The sequence below is a fragment of the Mycolicibacter engbaekii genome (assembly GCF_002101585.1).
Taxonomy (GTDB): domain Bacteria; phylum Actinomycetota; class Actinomycetes; order Mycobacteriales; family Mycobacteriaceae; genus Mycobacterium; species Mycobacterium engbaekii.
On the sequence record NZ_LQOT01000063.1, the window covers coordinates 1 to 18,669 of the forward strand.

Annotated in this window: 15 protein-coding genes; 9 read left to right on the forward strand and 6 right to left on the reverse strand. The window is 68.3% G+C overall.

Annotated features, from left to right (window positions below):
• On the forward strand, positions 1–3,455 hold a 3,455-nt coding region (locus AWC02_RS22920), incomplete at its 5' end, for a PE family protein (RefSeq protein WP_165757923.1).
• 302 nt (positions 3,456–3,757) lie between these two features.
• Here the strand turns inward: AWC02_RS22920 and AWC02_RS16385 are convergent.
• Genes AWC02_RS16385 through AWC02_RS16395 form a run of 3 tightly spaced genes read right to left on the reverse strand, consistent with a single transcriptional unit; the run spans position 3,758 to position 5,796 of the window.
• The gene (locus AWC02_RS16385; RefSeq protein WP_085129775.1) at positions 3,758–4,246 is read right to left on the reverse strand and encodes a nitroreductase family deazaflavin-dependent oxidoreductase; all 489 of its coding nucleotides are present in this window, start codon (positions 4,244–4,246) and stop codon (positions 3,758–3,760) included.
• A 9-nt stretch (positions 4,247–4,255) separates the two neighbouring features.
• Positions 4,256–4,645, reverse strand: a complete 390-nt coding sequence (locus AWC02_RS16390; RefSeq protein ID WP_085129776.1) for a DUF8021 domain-containing protein — start codon at positions 4,643–4,645, stop codon at positions 4,256–4,258.
• Positions 4,645–5,796 (reverse strand): steroid 3-ketoacyl-CoA thiolase, encoded by a 1,152-nt coding sequence (locus AWC02_RS16395; RefSeq protein WP_085129777.1) that lies wholly within the window; start codon positions 5,794–5,796, stop codon positions 4,645–4,647. Before AWC02_RS16395 ends, AWC02_RS16390 begins: the two co-directional genes overlap by 1 nt.
• A gap of 180 nt (positions 5,797–5,976) precedes the next feature.
• Here AWC02_RS16395 and AWC02_RS16400 point away from each other — a divergent pair, with 180 nt between their 5' ends.
• From AWC02_RS16400 to AWC02_RS16425, 6 genes are read left to right on the forward strand one after another with little or no spacing between them, the layout of a single operon-like run.
• Positions 5,977–7,227: a cytochrome P450 gene (locus AWC02_RS16400; protein WP_085129778.1), complete on the forward strand. Its 1,251-nt coding sequence runs from the start codon at positions 5,977–5,979 to the stop codon at positions 7,225–7,227.
• A 37-nt stretch (positions 7,228–7,264) separates the two neighbouring features.
• Positions 7,265–8,269 (forward strand): acyl-CoA dehydrogenase family protein, encoded by a 1,005-nt coding sequence (locus AWC02_RS16405; protein ID WP_085129779.1) that lies wholly within the window; start codon positions 7,265–7,267, stop codon positions 8,267–8,269.
• Positions 8,269–9,432 carry an acyl-CoA dehydrogenase FadE29 gene (gene fadE29, locus AWC02_RS16410; protein WP_085129780.1) on the forward strand — a complete coding sequence of 388 codons (1,164 nt, stop codon included), beginning with the start codon at positions 8,269–8,271 and terminating at the stop codon, positions 9,430–9,432. Before AWC02_RS16405 ends, fadE29 begins: the two co-directional genes overlap by 1 nt.
• A gap of 13 nt (positions 9,433–9,445) precedes the next feature.
• Complete coding sequence (locus AWC02_RS16415; protein WP_085129781.1) at positions 9,446–10,417, forward strand: bifunctional MaoC family dehydratase N-terminal/OB-fold nucleic acid binding domain-containing protein; 972 nt, start codon at positions 9,446–9,448, stop codon at positions 10,415–10,417.
• Positions 10,414–10,815 (forward strand): MaoC family dehydratase, encoded by a 402-nt coding sequence (locus AWC02_RS16420; RefSeq protein ID WP_085129782.1) that lies wholly within the window; start codon positions 10,414–10,416, stop codon positions 10,813–10,815. Before AWC02_RS16415 ends, AWC02_RS16420 begins: the two co-directional genes overlap by 4 nt.
• Positions 10,815–11,972: a lipid-transfer protein gene (locus AWC02_RS16425; protein WP_085129786.1), complete on the forward strand. Its 1,158-nt coding sequence runs from the start codon at positions 10,815–10,817 to the stop codon at positions 11,970–11,972. Before AWC02_RS16420 ends, AWC02_RS16425 begins: the two co-directional genes overlap by 1 nt.
• Here the strand turns inward: AWC02_RS16425 and AWC02_RS16430 are convergent.
• From AWC02_RS16430 to kstD, 3 genes are all read right to left on the reverse strand, one after another.
• Entirely contained in the window at positions 11,969–13,540 is a 1,572-nt protein-coding gene (locus tag AWC02_RS16430; protein ID WP_085129787.1) for a PPE domain-containing protein, read from the reverse strand. The two genes, AWC02_RS16425 and AWC02_RS16430, sit on opposite strands and share 4 nt — an antisense overlap.
• A gap of 86 nt (positions 13,541–13,626) precedes the next feature.
• Positions 13,627–14,487 carry a MaoC/PaaZ C-terminal domain-containing protein gene (locus tag AWC02_RS16435; protein WP_085129783.1) on the reverse strand — a complete coding sequence of 287 codons (861 nt, stop codon included), beginning with the start codon at positions 14,485–14,487 and terminating at the stop codon, positions 13,627–13,629.
• 1 nt (position 14,488) lies between these two features.
• Entirely contained in the window at positions 14,489–16,183 is a 1,695-nt protein-coding gene (kstD, locus tag AWC02_RS16440; RefSeq protein WP_085129788.1) for a 3-oxosteroid 1-dehydrogenase, read from the reverse strand.
• Positions 16,184–16,446: 263 nt separating this feature from the next.
• Here kstD and AWC02_RS16445 point away from each other — a divergent pair, with 263 nt between their 5' ends.
• Both AWC02_RS16445 and AWC02_RS16450 read left to right on the forward strand, forming a co-directional pair.
• Positions 16,447–17,706 carry a cytochrome P450 gene (locus AWC02_RS16445; RefSeq protein WP_085129784.1) on the forward strand — a complete coding sequence of 420 codons (1,260 nt, stop codon included), beginning with the start codon at positions 16,447–16,449 and terminating at the stop codon, positions 17,704–17,706.
• Between the two features lie 143 nt (positions 17,707–17,849).
• The gene (locus AWC02_RS16450; RefSeq protein ID WP_085129785.1) at positions 17,850–18,635 is read left to right on the forward strand and encodes a 2-keto-4-pentenoate hydratase; all 786 of its coding nucleotides are present in this window, start codon (positions 17,850–17,852) and stop codon (positions 18,633–18,635) included.
• Positions 18,636–18,669: the final 34 nt, after the last annotated feature.

The following is an 18,669-nucleotide window of genomic DNA, read 5'->3' on the forward strand; positions in this document are numbered from 1 at the left end:
GCGACGACTCTGCTGCCTATGGTCCGCAGGGCAATGGTGGTGCCGGTGGTGCCGGCTACGACGCGGCCGCTGACCCGTTGGCGGCGTCTGGCACCAACGGTGGTGACGGTGGTGCCGGTGGTAACGGCAGCGCTATCGGCAACGGTGGCGCTGGCGGCGCCGGCGGTACGGGTGCCTCGGGTGCTGCGGGTATCACCGATGGTTCCGGTAACGGCACTGCTGGTGGTGACGCCGGTGCTGGTGGCGCTGGTGGTGCCGGCGGTAAGGGCGGCTCACTGTCGGGTGATGGTGGCGTCGGTGGTGCTGGTGGCGCCGGCGGTGTCGGCGGTGCCGGTGGCTCCGGGATCGAGGGTTCCGCTGGTCACGACGCGGTGGCCGGCAGCGGCGGCAATGGTTCGGCTGGTGGCGACGGCGGCAATGGTGGCGACGGCGGCAAGGGCGGCGCCGGTGGCGTCGGTGGTGCCGGTGGTTCGGCGACCAATGGCAGTGCTGGTGGTCAGGGTGTCGGCGGTGTCGGTGGCGACGGTGGTGCTGCCGGTGCCGCGGGCAACGGCGGTACTGGCGGTGACGGTGCCGGCGGCGGGGCCAACCCGACTGCGGGTGCCGGTGGTGCCGGCGGTAACGGCGGTGAGCGCGGTACCGGTGGTGCCGGCGGCCAGGGCGGTAGCGGTGCTGGCGGTCAGGCTGCTGACGGCCAGCAGGGTGCTGAGGCAGCCGGCACCGGAAACGGCGGAACGGGTGGCAACGGCGGCAACGGCGAGGGCTTTGGGCAGGCCGGCGGCGACGGCGGTAAGGGCGGCAACGCCGGAACCGTCGGCGCCGGTGGCGCCGGTGGCGCCGGTGGTACGGGTGCCTCGGGTGCTGCCGGTGTCACCGATGGTTCCGGTAACGGCACTGCTGGTGGTGACGCCGGTGCTGGTGGCGCCGGTGGTGCCGGCGGTAAGGGCGGCTCACTGTCGGGTGATGGTGGTATCGGTGGTGCTGGTGGCGCGGGTGGCGTCGGCGGTGCCGGTGGCTCCGGGATCGAGGGTTCTACTGGTGACGACGCGGTGGCCGGCAGCGGCGGCAGCGGTTCGGCTGGTGGCGACGGCGGCAATGGTGGCGACGGCGGCAAGGGTGGCGCCGGTGGCGTCGGTGGTGTCGGTGGTTCGGCGACCAATGGCAGTGCTGGTGGTCAGGGTGTCGGCGGTGTCGGTGGCGACGGTGGTGCTGCCGGTGCCGCGGGCAACGGTGGTACTGGTGGTGCCGGTGCCGGCGGCGGGGCCAACCCGACTGCGGGTGCCGGTGGTGCCGGCGGTAACGGCGGTGAGCGCGGTTCCGGTGGTGCCGGCGGCCAGGGCGGTAGCGGTGCTGGTGGTCAGGCTGCTGACGGCCAGCAGGGTGCTGAGGCAGCCGGTACCGGCAACGGCGGTAACGGCGGCGCCGGCGGCGACGGCGAGGGCTTTGGTCAGGCCGGCGGCGACGGCGGTAAGGGCGGCAACGCCGGAACCGTCGGTGACGGTGGCGCTGGTGGCGCCGGTGGTGCCGGTGCTGATGGTGCTGCGGGTATCACCGATGGTTCCGGTAACGGCACTGCTGGTGGTGACGCGGGCGCTGGTGGCGCCGGCGGCGCCGGCGGTAAGGGCGGCTCACTGTCGGGTGATGGCGGTGTCGGTGGTGCTGGTGGCGCCGGCGGTGTCGGCGGTGCGGGTGGCTCTGGGACCAACGGTTCGGCTGGTGACGACGCGGTGGCCGGCAGCGGCGGCAGCGGTTCGGCTGGTGACCACGGCGGCAATGGCGGCAACGGTGGTGACGGCGGCAAGGGTGGCGCCGGTGGTGCCGGTGGCTCGGCGACCAATGGCAGTGCTGGTGGCCAGGGTGTCGGCGGTGTCGGTGGCGACGGTGGTGCTGCCGGTGCCGCGGGCAACGGTGGCGACGGTGGTGCCGGTGCCGGCGGCGGGGCCAACCCGACTGCGGGTGCCGGTGGTGCCGGCGGTGACGGCGGTGAGCGCGGTTCCGGTGGTGCCGGCGGCCAGGGCGGTAGCGGTGCTGGTGGTCAGGCTGCTGATGGCCAGCAGGGTGCTGAGGCAGTCGGCACCGGCAACGGCGGTAACGGCGGCGCCGGCGGCGACGGCGAGGGCTTTGGTCAGGCCGGCGGCGACGGCGGTAAGGGCGGCAACGCCGGAACGATCGGTAACGGTGGTTCAGGTGGCGCCGGTGGTGCCGGTGCTGATGGTGCTGCGGGTATCACCGATGGTTCCGGTAACGGCACTGCTGGTGGTGACGCCGGTGCTGGTGGCGCCGGTGGTGCCGGCGGTAAGGGCGGCTCACTGTCGGGTGATGGCGGTGTCGGTGGTGCTGGTGGCGCGGGTGGCGTCGGCGGTGCCGGTGGCTCCGGGACCAACGGTTCGGCTGGTGACAACGCGGTGGCCGGCAGTGGCGGCAATGGTTCGGCTGGTGACCACGGCGGCAATGGTGGCGACGGCGGCAAGGGTGGCGCCGGTGGCGACGGTGGCGCCGGTGGTTCGGCGACCAACGGCAGTGCCGGTGGCCAGGGTGTCGGCGGTGTCGGTGGCGACGGTGGTGCGGCCGGTGCCGCGGGCAACGGCGGTGACGGCGGTGCCGGTGCCGGCGGTGGCCTGAACCCGATTGCGGGCGCCGGTGGTGCCGGTGGTGACGGCGGTGAGCGCGGTGCCGCAGGGGCCGGCGGTCAGGGCGGCAGCGGTGCTGGTGGTCAGGCTGCTGACGGCCAGCAGGGCGCTGAGGCGCTCGACACCGGTAACGGCGGCAACGGCGGCAACGGCGGCAACGGTGAGCACCAGACCGGTCAAGCCGGCGGCAACGGCGGTAAGGGCGGCAACGCCGGACCCGACGGTAACGGCGGTAAGGGCGGCAACGGCGGCGCCGGTGGCCAGGGCGTTACCGGCGGTACCTCGCCGGATAGGGGCGGCCCGGGCTACACCGGTGGAATCGGCGGTGTCGGTGGTGACGGCGGCGACGGCGGCCTGGGCGGCTGGAACTCGGGCGACGGCGGTGCCGGCGGTCACGGCGGTGTCGGCGGTTCCGGCGGCCGTGGCGGCCCGGGCCAAAGTGGTGAGACCGGTGAAGCCGGTGGCGGCACCGGCTACCAGGGCGGCCCCGGCGGCGGCGGCGGTATCGGCGGCGACGGCGGTAATGGTGGAAACGGTGGCACCGCAGCCAACGGCAACACCGGCGCCGGCGGTAACGGCGGCAACGGCGGTGGCGCCGGGACGGGCGGCGGCGGCGGTACCGGCGGTACCGGCGGCCAGGGCACCGAAGAACACCCGGACGGCGGCAAGGGCGGTCCCGGTGGTCAGGGTGGCGCCGCCGGAACGATCGGTGGTCAGGGTGGCTCCGGTGGTATCGGCGGGCCGAACGGCCAGGACGGTTCCGACGGCGGCACGGGCAAGGGCGGCAGTATGGGCCACCAGGGCGCGTACGGCGCGAACTACTGATCGAGGACGGGCGACTCTCGACAGAGAAGCAGTACCGGGAGGCCCCGCACGCATGGCGTGTGGGGCCTCCCGGCCTTCGCGCGGTGGGCGGCTACGTGGGCATGGAACCTGGTGCGCAGATCGTCGAACGGCCTCGCCGCAGATGTGCCGATCGGCAAGGGCCGCGCCCTCGCAAACGGGGACAGTGCCCCCACTGATCAGTACCGCTCACGATCAACATGACGAGCGGTCAACAGTGACAACGCGGCCACCGACCATGGGCGCTTGAGGGCTCACATGCGGGAGCCTGCGGCGACGCCTCGTCAGGGCTCGCAGATGACGATCGGGATCTCCCGATCGGTCCAGGCCCGGTAATTGGCGAAGTCGGGGTACATCGCGTCGAGCTTGGGCCAGTACTCGGCCCGCTCGGCATCGCTGGCCTCGCGGGCACGCAGCGACAGCACCTCGTTACGGATGCGGAAGCTCACCTGCGGGTTGGCTTTGAGATTGAAGTACCACTGCGGGTTGTTGGCGCGTCCGCCCTGGGACGCCACCAGGATCACCCGGTCGCCTTCCCGCAGAAACAACAGCGGGGACTCCCGCAACTGGCCGGACTTGCGACCCGTCGTGGTGAGGATGCCCACCTCGGGAACGTCACCGAAACGCTTGGATCCCAGCCGCCACTTTCGGCCGACCCGGCCACCGGTCGCCTTGTAGGCCCACGTGTTGGCGCGAGACATCCACTTGATGAATTTCCCAGTGGCCGGCGAATCGAGCGCCTTCGGCTTCTCGGGTATGTCTCCGTTGCTCACGGGTTCACTCTAACGGTGGATGAACGGACGAATCCCCGCGCGGATGTGGTGGATGACAGCAGTGCCGTCGGGGCTTTCGGCGGGAATCCGGAAAACCTCGTCGACATGGGAGCACACCCGGGCCCCCAGCAGCGACGGTTTGGTGATGATGTCGTAGACCGCCCGCACGTCGTCGCCGTCGATGCTGTACTTCGGCAGCGTCGCCGCCGAGATCAATCGGAATTGCGGACCGCGGTTGAGGCTGCGGCGCAGGTGGTTTCCCGAGAATCCGGTCTTGATGCCGACCTCGATGCGAACACAGTCCGGGCTGAACCGGACCGCAGTGGCGTCATGGCTGACCAGCGCGTCGATGTAGGCCTGCGCCGCGGCGATGCGCTCGCTCTCGGGAACCGGAACCACTAGATGCGCTCGATGATGGTGCCGGTGGACAGCGCCCCGCCGGCGCACATCGTGATCAGCGCGGTCGACTTGTCCGAGCGCTCGAGCTCGTGCAGTGCCGTGGTGATCAACCGGGCGCCGGTCGAGCCCACCGGGTGGCCCAGGGCGATGGCCCCGCCGTTGACGTTGACGCGGTCCATGTCCGGCTTGTGCACCGCAGCCCAGGACAGGACGACCGAGGCGAAAGCCTCGTTGATCTCGACCAGGTCGATGTCGCCGATCTTCATGCCGGCCTTCTCCAGCACCTTCGCGGTGGACTGCACCGGACCGTCGAGGTGGTAGTACGTCTCGGAGCCGACGTTGGCCTGACTGATGATCCGGGCCCGTGGCTTGAAGCCCAGGGCCTTGGCCTTGTCTTCGTCCATCCACAGCACCGCGGCGGCGCCGTCGGAGATCTGCGACGAGGTACCCGCGGTGTGGATACCGCCCTCCATGACCGGGTTGAGTGCCGCAAGGCCCTCGGCCGTGGTGTCGCGCAGACCCTGGTCGCGGCTGACGAAGTTCAACTGGTCGGTCGGCTGCTTGTTCTCATCGATCACCGGGGCCTCGATCGCGGAGATCTCGCGGTCGAACCGTCCCTCGGCCCAGGCCTGCTTGGCCAGCTGCTGCGACCGCAGCCCCAGGGCGTCGACGTCGGCACGGGTGATACCCCGGCGCTTGGCGATCCGCTCGGCGGCCTCGAACTGGTTGGGCAGGTCGATGTCCCAGGACGCCGCGCGGGCGCCGCCGCCGTTCGCGCCCAGCGGCACGCGGCTCATCGCCTCGACGCCGCAGGCAATGCCGATGTCGATGGCGCCGGTGGCGATAAGACCGGCGATCAGGTGGTTGGCCTGCTGCGCGCTGCCGCACTGGCAGTCGATGCTGGTGGCGCCGACATGCTCGGGCAGCCCGGCCACCAGCCAGGACTGCCGGGTGACGTTATTGCCCTGCTCGCCGAACTGGGTGACACAGCCGCCGATGACCTGCTCGACGCTGCCCGCGTCAATCCCGGCCTTGGTGACCAGTGCCTTCTGCACCGCCCCGAGCAGTTCGGTGGCGTGCAGGCCGGACAACCAGCCATTACGTTTACCGATAGGGCTGCGGGTGGCTTCGACGATGACAGGATTACCCATGCGGCCAGGCTAGAACACGTTTCATTAGTCTGACAAGCGAGGATGCGCCACCGCCTTTGATCTGCGGTCGGGCCGTGTTTCAATGGTCGGAATGAGGCACTAGACGGCGTTGTTCGGCGCTTCATCGTTCAAACGTTGTCGAACCCACACCGTTACCCACCGAACCCTAGGAGTAGGCACATGGGCTGCCCCGCCATCCCCAGCGACTTCGACTTCCTCGACTCCGAGATGAGCCTGAAGGGACTACCGGTCAAAGAGCTCGCTGAGCTGCGTAAGTCTGAACCGGTGCGTTGGGTCGACGTTCCCGGGGGAACTGGAGGTTTCGGCGACAAGGGTTACTGGCTGGTGACCAAGCACAAGGACGTCAAGGACGTCTCGCTGCGCAGCGACGTCTTCTCCAGCGCCATGAACGGCGCCATCCCGGTCTGGCCGCAGGAGATGACTCGTGAGGCGGTCGACCTGCAGCGCGCGGTCCTGCTGAACATGGACGCGCCGCACCACACCCGGCTGCGCAAGATCATTTCCCGGGGCTTCACCCCGCGCGCTCTGTCGCGGCTTGAGGACGAACTGAAGGCGCGCGCGCAGAAGATCGCTCAGACCGCCGCGGCGGCCAACACCGGTGACTTCGTCGAGCAGGTGTCGTGCGAACTGCCGCTGCAGGCCATCGCCGAACTGCTTGGTGTGCCCCAGGACGACCGGGACAAGTTGTTCCGCTGGTCCAACGAGATGACCGCCGGTGAGGACCCGGAGTATGCCGACGTCGACCCGGCGATGTCGTCGTTCGAGGTCATCAGCTACGCCATGAAGATGGCCGAGGAGCGCGGCAAGAACCCCACCGACGACATCGTCACCAAGCTGATCGAGGCCGACATCGACGGCGAGAAGCTCAGCGACGACGAGTTCGGCTTCTTCGTCATCATGCTGGCGGTGGCCGGCAACGAGACCAGCCGCAACTCGATCACCCACGGCATGATCGCGTTCTCGCAGAACCCCGACCAATGGGAGCTGTTCAAGCGGGAGCGGCCGCAGACCGCCGTGGACGAGATCATCCGTTGGGCCACACCGGTTTCGGCATTCCAGCGGACGGCGAGCGTCGACACCGAGATCTCCGGCGTCAAGATCAAGGCCGGCGAGCGCGTCGTGATGTCCTACCGTTCGGCCAACTTCGACGAAGAGGTCTTCGACGACCCGTTCACCTTCAACATCCTTCGCGACCCCAACCCGCACGTCGGTTTCGGCGGCACCGGGGCGCACTACTGCATCGGCGCCAACCTGGCCCGCCTGACCATCAACCTGATCTTCAACGCGGTCGCCGACCACATGCCCGACCTGCAGCCGATCGGCGAGCCGGAGCGGCTGAAGTCGGGCTGGCTCAACGGCATCAAGCACTGGCAGGTCGACTACACGGGTAAGTGCCCGGTCGCGCACTGAGCAGACTGACGGCGTAGACGAATCAAGGAGGATTCGGGTGGATTTCACACCGAACCCCGAGCAGCAGGCTGTCGCCGATGTGGTGACGTCGGTGCTCGACCGAGAGAACACCTGGGAAGCGCTCGTCTCCGGCGGCGTGGCGGCGCTGGGGGTGCCGGAGCGACTGGGCGGCGACGGCCTGGGGCTTGCAGAGCTGTCCACCGCTCTGACCGAGATCGGCCGGCACGGCACCGTCGGTCCCGCGCTGGCAACCCTGGGGCTGGGCCTGATACCCCTGCTGGATCTGGCGTCGGAAGCTCAGCAGGACCGGTATCTGGCCGAAGTCCCCACCGGCGCGGTGCTTTCGGCTGCGCTGAACGAGCCCGGACAACAGCTGCCGGAGCACCCCAAGACCAGCTACGCCGACGGAAAGCTCAACGGCATCAAAACCGGTGTGCCGTACGCCGAGACGGCAGCATGGCTGATCGTCTCCTGCGATCAGGGCGTGGTGGTGGTCTCTCCTGACACTGCCGGTGTCACGCTGACCAAGACGCCGACGTCGAATGGATCCGACGAATACGTGGTGACCTTCACCGACGTAGCGGTGGGGCAGGCCGACGTCCTCGAGGGCGCCGGGGCGCGTCGCCTCAACCAATTGGTGCTGGCGGCCACGGGTGCGTTCGCGGCGGGACTGGTCGCCGGGGCACTGCGGCTGACGGCCGACTACGTCGCGACCCGCGAGCAGTTCGGTCGCCCGCTGTCGACGTTCCAGACGGTGGCGGCACAACTCTCCGAGGTCTACATCGCCTCTCGGACAATCGATTTGTTGGCCGTCTCCACGGTGTGGCGGCTGGCCGAGGGCCTCGACGCCGACGAAGACCTGAACATTCTGGGTTATTGGCTGACCTCGCAGGCCCCGCCGGCGATGCGTCTCTGCCACCACCTGCACGGCGGTATGGGTATGGACATCACCTATCCCATGGACCGCTACTACTCCTCGATCAAAGACGTGACTCGGCTGTTGGGTGGTCCGAGCCACCGCCTCGACTTGGTGGGAGCGTAATGTTCATCGACCTCACGCCCGAGCAGCGGGCGCTGCAAGCCGAACTCCGGGAGTACTTTTCGACTCTCATCACGCCTGAAGAGGCGCAAGCGATGGAGTCCGATCGGCACAACGAGGCCTATCGCGCCGTGATCAAGCGGATGGGCAGCGACGGCAAGTTGGGGGTCGGCTGGCCCAAGGAGTACGGCGGTCTGGGGTTCGGCCCCGTCGAGCAGCAGATCTTCATCAACGAGGCCAACCGGGCCGACATCCCACTGCCGATGGTCACCTTGCAGACCGTCGGACCCACCCTGCAGGCGCTCGGAACCGAAGAGCAGAAGAAGAAGTTTCTGCCCGGAATCCTCTCCGGTGACGTGCATTTCGCCATCGGCTATTCCGAGCCCGATGCCGGGACCGATCTGGCCTCGCTGCGCACGACTGCGGTCAGGCACGGTGACGAGTACATCGTCAACGGGCAGAAGATGTGGACCACCGGTGCCCACGATGCCGACTACATCTGGCTGGCATGCCGAACCGATCCGAGCGCAGCCAAACACAAGGGCATCTCGATCCTCATCGTCGACACCAAGGACCCGGGCTACTCCTGGACCCCGATCATTCTGTCCGACGGGGCGCATCACACCAACGCCTCTTACTACAACGACGTGCGGGTCCCGGCCGACATGCTGGTCGGTGAGGAGAACGGCGGCTGGAAGCTGATCACCACTCAGCTCAACCACGAGCGGGTCGGTCTCGGTCCGGCCGGCCGCGTGGCCGGCATCTACGACCAGGTCCACGCCTGGGCGTCCAAGCCGGGTTCCGACGGCGTCACCCCGATCGAGCACGACGACGTGAAGCGCCTGCTGGGGCAGATCAAGTCGATCTGGCGGATCAATGAGCTGCTCAACTGGCAGGTCGCCGCGTCCGGCGAGACCATCGCCGTTGCGGACGCCGCCGCCACCAAGGTCTTCTCCACCGAGCGGATCCAGGAAGTGAGCCGCCTGGCCGAGGAGATCGTCGGCAGGTTCGGCAACCCGGCGGACCCGGAGACCGCCCAGGTACTCAACTGGCTGGACAAGATGGCCAAGCGCAACCTGGTGATCACCTTCGGCGGCGGGGTCAACGAGGTGATGCGCGAGATGATCGCCGCCTCGGGCCTCAGGGTCCCGCGGGTGCCACGATGAGTCGAGGAGACCGATGAGCGACCTTTCCTCCGGGATCGAACAGATACTGGCGTCGGGCCGGAGCAAGCCGCGGGTCGGCCGGGATCCGGTGAACCAGCCCATGATCCGCCACTGGGTCGACGCGCTCGGTGACACCAACCCGATCTACACCGACGAGGACGCCGCCCGTGCGGCGGGACACCCGGGGATAGTCGCACCGCCGGCCATGATCCAGGTGTGGACGATGATGGGCCTGGGGGGACAGCGGCCCGCCGACGACCCGCTGGGCAAGGTCATGGACCTGTTCGACGGCGCCGGCTACGTCGGAGTGGTGGCGACCAACTGCGAGCAGACCTACCACCGCTATCTGCGGCCCGGCGAAGAGGTCAGTGTCACCGCCGAGGTGACCGACATCGTGGGTCCCAAGAAGACCGGCTTGGGCGAGGGCTACTTCATCACTCAGAAGATCCGGTGGTGGGTCGGCGAAGAGAACGTCGCCGACATGATCTGGCGCATCCTGAAGTTCCTGCCCGCCGACAAGGAGAACCCGGGCTCGTCAGCGGCGGTACCGGAGGATCTCGATCCCGACAAGATGATGCGCCCGTCGTGGTCGAAGGACTCCCAGTACTTCTGGGACGGGGTGGCCGCGCACGAACTGCGTATTCAGCAGCGGCCGGACGGCAGTCTGCAGCATCCGCCGGTGCCCGCAGTCTGGAAGGACAAGACCGAGACCACCGACTACGTCGTTTCCAGCGGCAGGGGAACGGTGTTCAGCTATGTCGTGCACCACGCTCCGAAAGTTCCCGGCCGCAGCCTGCCCTTCGTGATCGCACTGGTGGAGCTGGAGGAGGGCGTGCGAATGCTCGGCGAGCTCCGCGGCGCCGACCCCGCGACGGTTCGGATCGGAATGCCCGTGCGCGCAACCTATCTCGATTTCCCGGCCAGCGATGCCGGTCCGGCGTGGAGCCTCTACGCCTGGGAGCCGGTGGAAGGAGACCAGGCGTGAGCGCTCCGACTGCCGATGTGGGCACCAAGCTGCCCGAGCTGAAGATCTACGGTGATCCCACGTTCATCGTCTCCACGGCTATCGCCACCCGCGACTACCAGGACGTGCACCACGACCGGGACAAGGCGCAGGCCAAGGGATCCAAGGACATCTTCGTCAACATCCTCACCGACACCGGACTGGTTCAGCGTTACATCACCGACTGGGCCGGGTCCAACGCGGTGATCCGCTCGATCGCGCTGCGGCTGGGCGTGCCGTGGTACGCCTACGACACCGTCACCTTCAGCGGCGAGGTGACCGCCGTGGACGACGGGGTGGTCACGGTCAAAGTCGTCGGAAACAACAGTCTCGGCGACCATGTCATCGCTACCGCCACTCTCACCCTCGGGGAGGCATGATGTTGTCCGGCAAGGCGGCTATCGCCGGCATCGGCGCGACCGACTTCTCCAAGGCGTCCGGGCGCAGCGAACTGCGTCTGGCCGCTGAGGCGGTGCTCGATGCCCTTGACGATGCAGGCCTTGCGCCTGCCGACGTCGACGGCCTGGTGACCTTCACCATGGACTCCAACCTGGAGACCGCCGTTGCGCGCGCCACCGGAATCGGCGATCTGACGTTCTTCTCCCAGATCGGTTACGGCGGCGGCGCCGCCGCGGCCACCGTGCAGCAGGCTGCGCTGGCGGTGGCGACCGGCGTGGCCGAGGTCGTGGTGGCCTACCGGGCTTTCAACGAGCGTTCGGAGTTCCGGTTCGGTCAGGTGATGACCGGCCTGACGGTCAACGCCGATTCCCGCGGTGTGGAGTACAGCTGGTCCTATCCGCACGGGCTGAGCACCCCGGCGGCCTCGGTGGCGATGATCGCCCAGCGCTACATGCACGAATACGGCGCCACCAGCGCCGATTTCGGCGTGGTCTCGGTGGCCGACCGCAAACATGCCGCCACCAACCCCAAGGCGCACTTCTACGGTAAGCCGATCACCATCGAGGATCACCAGAACTCGCGATGGATCGCCGAACCGTTGCGCCTGCTGGACTGCTGCCAGGAGACCGACGGCGGGGTGGCGATTGTCGTGACCACCCCGGAGCGGGCCCGCGACCTCAAGCACCGCCCCGCAGTCATCGAGGCGGCAGCCCAGGGCGCAGGGGCTGACCAATTCACCATGTACTCCTACTATCGCGAGGAGCTGGGGCTGCCCGAGATGGGCCTGGTCGGCAGGCAACTGTGGGCGCAGTCGGGACTTACACCGGCCGACATCCAGACCGCCGTGCTCTACGACCATTTCACCCCCTACACCCTGATCCAGCTGGAGGAGTTGGGCTTCTGCGGCAAGGGGGAGGCCAAGGACTTCATCGCCGCCGGGGCCATCGAGCTCGGCGGCAGGTTGCCGATCAACACGCACGGGGGCCAGCTCGGCGAAGCCTATGTGCACGGCATGAACGGCATCGCCGAGGGCGTGCGCCAGCTGCGCGGAACCTCGGTCAACCAGGTCGAGAACGTCGAGCACGTACTGGTCACCGCGGGGACCGGCGTTCCCACCTCTGGCCTGATCCTGGGTTAGTTTCCCTCGCCCCAGCTCTCGGGCAGCAGCGGCATGGTCGGGCTGTCGGCGAAGTTGCTCCCGCCCAGCGTGGTCAATCCGGCTGCGGAGGTGTTCGCCGCGGCGTAAGCGCCGGTGAATCCGAGTCCGCCGGCACTGCGAGCAGAGGGCCGCGTGCAGGTGTCCCGGCCGGCGTCGGGAGACGGCGTGCTGTCGGCATAGACCCGGATGAACTCGTCTGCGTGCCCCCGGGCACTGCGGCGTCGCCGGCCGCGGGCCCGGTCCCGTGCGGCAGCGGCCACCGCGGCCTCTTCGGCGGCCTGCTCCGGGGTCACCGCTTTGGTCACCCCGCGGGTGCGGGCCTTGGACGCCATCCAGCCGGCCGAGCCGGGAGGCCCGATCACGTACGGCGGGAAGAAGGCCGGGCCACCGGCGGGCGGCGGTGACGACGGCGGCATCGAACTGGGCGGAGCGCTGGTTGCCGGCACCGACGCCGACGGGGGCAGTGCGGCGGTCGCCGACGCGGGAGGGGCCGGGGCGGGCGTGGTGGCGCCGGCGGTCGGCAGCATCGGAGTGACCGGTTCCAGGGGGACAGCGGCGATCGGCGGGGGCTGGACTCCGGCCAGTCCGGCCAAGCCCGCGGCCCAGCCCAGGTTGCCTACCGCCAGCGTCAGAGCCGGCTGAAGCAGCGCCGGTGCGAACTGATTCAGCGTGGAGGCGATCTGGGCGGCGTGAAAGGTCAGATCCGCCATGATCCACGACAGGTCGCCCATGAACGCCCCGGGATTGGTCAGCAGGTCGTTCAGCAGGATCTCGCCGTAGTGGCCGAGCTCGCCGAAGAATTCCGTCCACCATCGCAGGTCGGCGGGGGTCAGCGAGCCGTCGTGGGTTCCGCCGCCGCCATGGTCGTGGTCGTGATCGCCGCCGCCGTGGTCGTGGTCGTGGTCGTCGTGATCGCCATGATCGCCGTGGTCGTCGTGATCGCCGTGGTCGTGATCGTGGTCGTGGTCGTGGTCGTGGTCGTCGTGGTCGTCATGGCCGTGCTCGTCGTGATGGACGACGGCCGGTGCCGGGGTGAGCTGCGGAGCGGACGCGAGCGCTGCGCCGGCGACCGCTTCATAGCCGGCCATCGTGGTGGCGGCCTGAACCCACATCCGAACGTAGTCGGCCTCGTTGAGCGCAATCGGAATGGTGTTGATGCCGAAGAAATTGGTGGCGACCAGCACCCCGTGGACCGCGTGATTGGTGGCCAGTTCGGCCAGCGTCGGCATGGCCGCCAGCGCGCTGACGTATGCGGCGGCCGCCGTTTCGTGCTGGGCGGCGTGCGCGGCGCTGTCGGCGCTGGCGGTCGCCAGCCAGGCCAGGTAGGGCAGATGCGCGGCGCGATAGCTTTCGGCACTCGGTCCCTGCCATGCCGCCGCCGCGGTGGCGCCGAGCACCTCCCGCAGCGCCTCGGCGACAGCGGTGTACTCCGCGCTCAGCGACGACCATGCGTTGGCGGCAGCCAGCAGGGGGCCCGGCCCGGGGCCGGTGGTCAGTGCGGCCGAATGTACTTCTGGCGGAGATGCCATCCATACCGGCGCGGTCATGCCGCTCACCATATCGAAGATGAAAGTCATTTTCAATTAGGTGCGCGGGGGGCGCGGGCGCCGGCGCGGGGGCGCAGCGGCGGAGGCTAAGCCGGGATCAGCTCCACGTCGTTGAGGATGGCGGCGTCCTCGCGTGAGGGTGCCACGACACTGCCCACCAGCCGGTCGTCGTCCTTCCAGAGCCGGGCCAGCAGGGTCTCGCCCGGGAAGACCACGCCGGCGAACCGGGCGCCGAAGGAGCGGACCGCTCCGGCGTCACCGCCCAGCGCGGTGTCGACCGCTGCCTTGCAGGTCATCCCGTAGGTGCACAGTCCGTGCAGAATCGGGCGGTCGAAACCGGCCGCGGCGGCGAAAGCGGGGTCCGAATGCAGCGGGTTGCGGTCGCCGCAGAGTCGGTACAACAGCGCCTGTTGCGGCGCCACCGGAATATCGATCTCGAAGTCCGGTGCGCGGTCAGGCAGTTCGCTCGTCGTCGACGGTCCCCGCTCGCCGCCGAAGCCGCCTTCGCCGCGGGCGAAGATCGACCGGTGCTGCGTCCACAGGGGAGTGCCGTCCGTACTGGTGACCGAGGTCTCGAGCACCACCACCGCGGCTTTGCCCTTGTCCCACACGTCGGAGATCCGGCTGATGGCGCGGGCACTGCCGGACGGCGGCAGTGGCGCCGGTACGGTGACCCGCTCCGAGGCGTGCAGAATCTTGGCCAGGTCGATCTCGACACCGGGCCAGCTCACCTTCGGCGGATCCACTTCGTTGAAGGAGGCGGCGACACAGCCGAAGGTGGGCAGGACCTGCGGGCTGCCGTCGACGACGTAGCTCAGCTCCCGCGGGTCCATCGGGTCCGACCCAGCGCCCAGCGCCAGGTTGTAGAGCTGCACATTGGTTGCGGTCCAGGAGAATTCGACCTGACCGAACTCTGCTCCCAGTGCGACGTCGAGATCGATCGCCATATCAAGCCTTTCCGGGTTGCGCGCCAGCGATGTCGAGAGCGGCCAGATAGCCGAATGTCATGGCGGGGCCGATGGTGCCGCCGGGCCCCGGATAGGTGTGGCCCATCACCGGAGCGCTCACGTTGCCGGCCGCGTACAGCCCCGCGATGACGCTGCCGTCGTCGCGCAGTGCCCGGCCGTTGACGTCGGTGCGGATCCCGCCCTTGGTGCCCAGGTCTCCCGGCACCAGCTTGGCGGCGTAGAACGGGCCCTGCGCGATCTGGCCCAGGTTGGGGTTCGGCTTGTTGGTCGGGTCGCCGTAGTAGCGGTCGTAGGCGCTCTCGCCGCGATGGAAGTCCTCGTCCACGCCGTTGCGGGCGAACTCGTTGAAGCGCTCGACGGTCGCGGTCAATGCGGCGGCCGGAACGCCGGTCTTGGTTGCCAGCTCCTCGAGGGTGTCGGCGGACACAATCACGCCCGACTCCAGCCACTTCTTGGGAATCCGCTGCCCCGGCTGCAGACCGGCGAAGATGTAGTTGTTGCGGTAGCGCTGGTCGAAGACCAGCCACGCCGGCACGTTCTCGCCGGGTCCGGGGCCCTGACCGTACTGGCCGCCGTACATGTGGTGGCAGGCCTCGACGTAGGGCATCGACTCGTTCATGAACCGCTTGCCGGCCATGTTCACGATGATCGATCCGGGCGAGTTGCGCTCCGAGAGCGCGAACCACGGCGCCCCGGGCAGCGGCACCGTCGGCCCCCACCAGGAGTCCTCCATGATGTCCAGGGCGGCCCCGAGCTTCTCGCCGGCCAGAATGCCGTCGCCGGTGTTGGCCTTTGCCCCCACCGTCCACTCGGTGGTGATCGGAGCGCGCTGGTACTTGACCCGCATCTGTTCGTTGTGCTCGAAGCCCCCGCTGGCCAGGATCACCCCGCGCCGGGCCCGGATCAACCGCGGCTCGGCCGATTCGGGGTCGGATGCCCCGCGTACGTAAACGCCCCGGACCACGCCGTCCTCGACATGCAGGTCGCTCAGCGCGGTGTTGAGCTCGACGGGGACACCGGCCTCGCGCAGGCCGATGCGCAGCGGCGCGATCAGGGCGCGGCCCATGCCGACCAGGTTCTTGCCGGTGGCCTGCGCCCACATGGTGCGGGCGCCGACTTTCAGGCTGCGCAGCATCCCGCGCGGGTGGCGCTTGAGCTGGTTGAGCCGAACGTAATCCTGCTGCATGACAACCACGTTCAGCGGCACCTTGCCGTAGGCCGGTTCCAGGCCGGCCATGTCGGCGCCCAGTTTCTTGGCGTTGAACGGCTTGGGCTCGATGGAACGGCCGGTCGGCTTGCCGCCGGGCTGCTCGGGGTAGTAGTCGGCGTAGCCGGGAACCCAGCACATCTTCAGCGGTGAGTGCTTCAGCACGAACGACAGCATCTCCGGCCCGCGCTGCAGGTAGGTGTCGATCTTCTCGGCCGGCACCACGTCGCCGATGATGGTGTGCAGGTAGGTGCGCGCCGCCTGCGGGTCGTCTTTGACCCCCGCGCGCTGCAACACCTCGTTGTTGGGAATCCACACGCCACCGCCGGAGCGGGCGGTCGAGCCGCCGAAGTGGGCAGCCTTCTCGATGACGATGGTGGACAGTCCGTGGTGGGCGGCAGTCAGCGCGGCGACCATACCGGCGCCGCCGCTTCCGACCACGACGACGTCGTACTCCTGTTCGGCCATGTAGAACACGTTATAAAACTGCCCCGCCCGGGCGCCAGTTGGCTGGCCGTACTGCCCGGTCGGCCCTAGGGAAACGACTCCCCAGCCTGCTGGTAATACCGCTGTTCCGGGCCGGTTGAGCGAAGTCGGCCGCTGGGTAGAACGTGTTTCAGTTCTGCCTCGTCAGCTGGGTCTTTGTGCCCTTTTCCTCTGGTAAAGCCCTGCTTGAGGCAGGCGAAAAAGTATCGTGGTCGGCACCGGTTCACCAGTGAGGAGTCGCCATCGTGGCCAGCCCTGCCGTCTCGTCAGCCGCTCGCCTTCCCGCCGGATTCGACCTCACCGATCCGGAGATCTACGCCGAGCGACTACCTGACGCGGAGTTCGCCGAACTGCGGCGCAACGAACCGATCAAGTGGATCGCGCAACCGGATGACAAGAGCGGCGGCTTCAAAGACGGTGGTTACTGGGCTATCACCCGGCACGAGGACATCAAGGAGATCTCGCTGCTCGACGAGGTGTTCTCCAGCGAGGTGAACGGGGCGATTCCCCGGTTCCACGACGAGACCACCCGTGAACAACTCGACGCGCAGCGGATCCTGATGCTCAATCAGGACGCGCCGAAACACACGCGGCAGCGCCGGATCATCTCCCGCGGCTTCACGCCGCGCCACATCCTGCCGCTGCACGACGATCTGCGGGCGCGCGCGCAACAGATCGCCAAGGACGCGCTCGCCCGGGGCAGCGGCGACTTCGTGGTGGAGGTGGCTTCGGAATTGCCGCTGCAGGCCATCGCGGGCCTGATGGGAGTGCCGCAGGCGGATCGCGGAAAGCTGTTCGACTGGACCAACCAGATGACCTCCTACGACGACCCGGAGTTCGCGCACTACGACCCGGCGACATCAGCGCTGGAGATCATCGGCTACGGCCTGGAACTCGCCGAGCTCAAGCGCCGCAATCCGGGCCACGACATCGTGACCACCCTGGTGGAAGCCGATCTCGACGGGGAGAAGCTCAATGACGACGAGCTGGGTTACTTCATCATTCTGCTCGCGGTGGCCGGCAGCGAGACCACTCGCAACTCGATCACGCAGGGAATGATGGCGTTCACCGAAAATCCCGACCAATGGGAGCTGTTCATCAGCGAGCGTCCGGCCACCACGGCCGACGAGGTGGTGCGGTGGGCAACGCCGGTGACGGCTTTTCAGCGCACCGCGACCCGCGACCACAACCTGAACGGCACGCTGATCGAGCAGGGCCAGCGAGTGGTGATGTTCTACCGTTCGGCCAACTTCGACGAGGACGTGTTCGACGACCCGTACACCTTCAACATCCTGCGTGAACCCAACCCGCATGTCGGCTTCGGTGGCACCGGTGCGCACTACTGCATCGGCACGCACCTGGCGCGGATGACCATCGGGCTGATCTTCGACGCGATCGCCGACAACATGCCCGACCTGACCCCGCTGGACCGCCCCCAGCGGCTGCGATCAGGCTGGCTCAACGGCATCAAGCACTGGCACGTCGACTACGCCGGCAAATCGTAGTTCTGTGCAGTCGCCGGGCCGGTGGGCTGCTCACCACCGGTTTTGGCCGCGCCCGGACCGCCAGAACGAAAAATTAGAACACGTCCTAGAATTGCCGCTGAACGGCCCGTTTCACCCGCGCACCACCACCCGAGGGGACCATTATGCTCAGCGCCCAGATCCGCGAGGAGCTCGCTGCCGAGTTGGCGCAAGCCGAACGCAGCCGGGTACCGATGGCTCCGTTGACGGCGGCGCAGCCCGGCATCGACGTCGTCGACGCCTACGAGATCCAGCTGATCAACATCCGGCAGCGGATCGCCGAAGGCGCACGCGTCGTGGGGCACAAAGTCGGCCTGTCCAGTGCGGCGATGCAGCAGATGATGGGCGTCGACGAGCCGGACTACGGCCACCTGCTCAACGAGATGCAGGTCTTCGAGGACGCCCCGGTCAAGGCGTCGAACTACCTCTACCCCCGGGTCGAGGTCGAGGTGGCGTTCATCCTGGCCGAAGACCTGCCGGGGGCGGACTGCACCGAAGAGCATGTGCTGGCCGCCACCGAGGCGTTCGCCCCGGCGATCGAGTTGATCGACAGCCGGATTCGGGACTGGAAGATCAAACTCTGCGACACCATCGCCGACAACGCCTCGTCGGCCGGGTTCGTCCTGGGCAAGCAGCGGGTCAAGCCCGGAGACATCGATATCAAGAACATCGATGCGAGCCTGATCAAGAACGGCGAGGTAGTCGCCGAAGGTCGCAGTGATGCGGTGCTGGGCAACCCGGTCACCGCGGTGGCCTGGCTCGCTCGCAAGGTGGAGAGTTTCGGAGTGCGGTTGAAGGCCGGCGACATCGTGCTGCCGGGCACCGCCACCCGGGCCATCGACGTACACGCCGGAGACGACTGCGTCGCCGAGTTTTCCGGGCTGGGTTCAGTCCGGCTGGTTTTCGAATAGAGGAGCGTTCATGGCTGCCAAGGCCTCAGTCGCG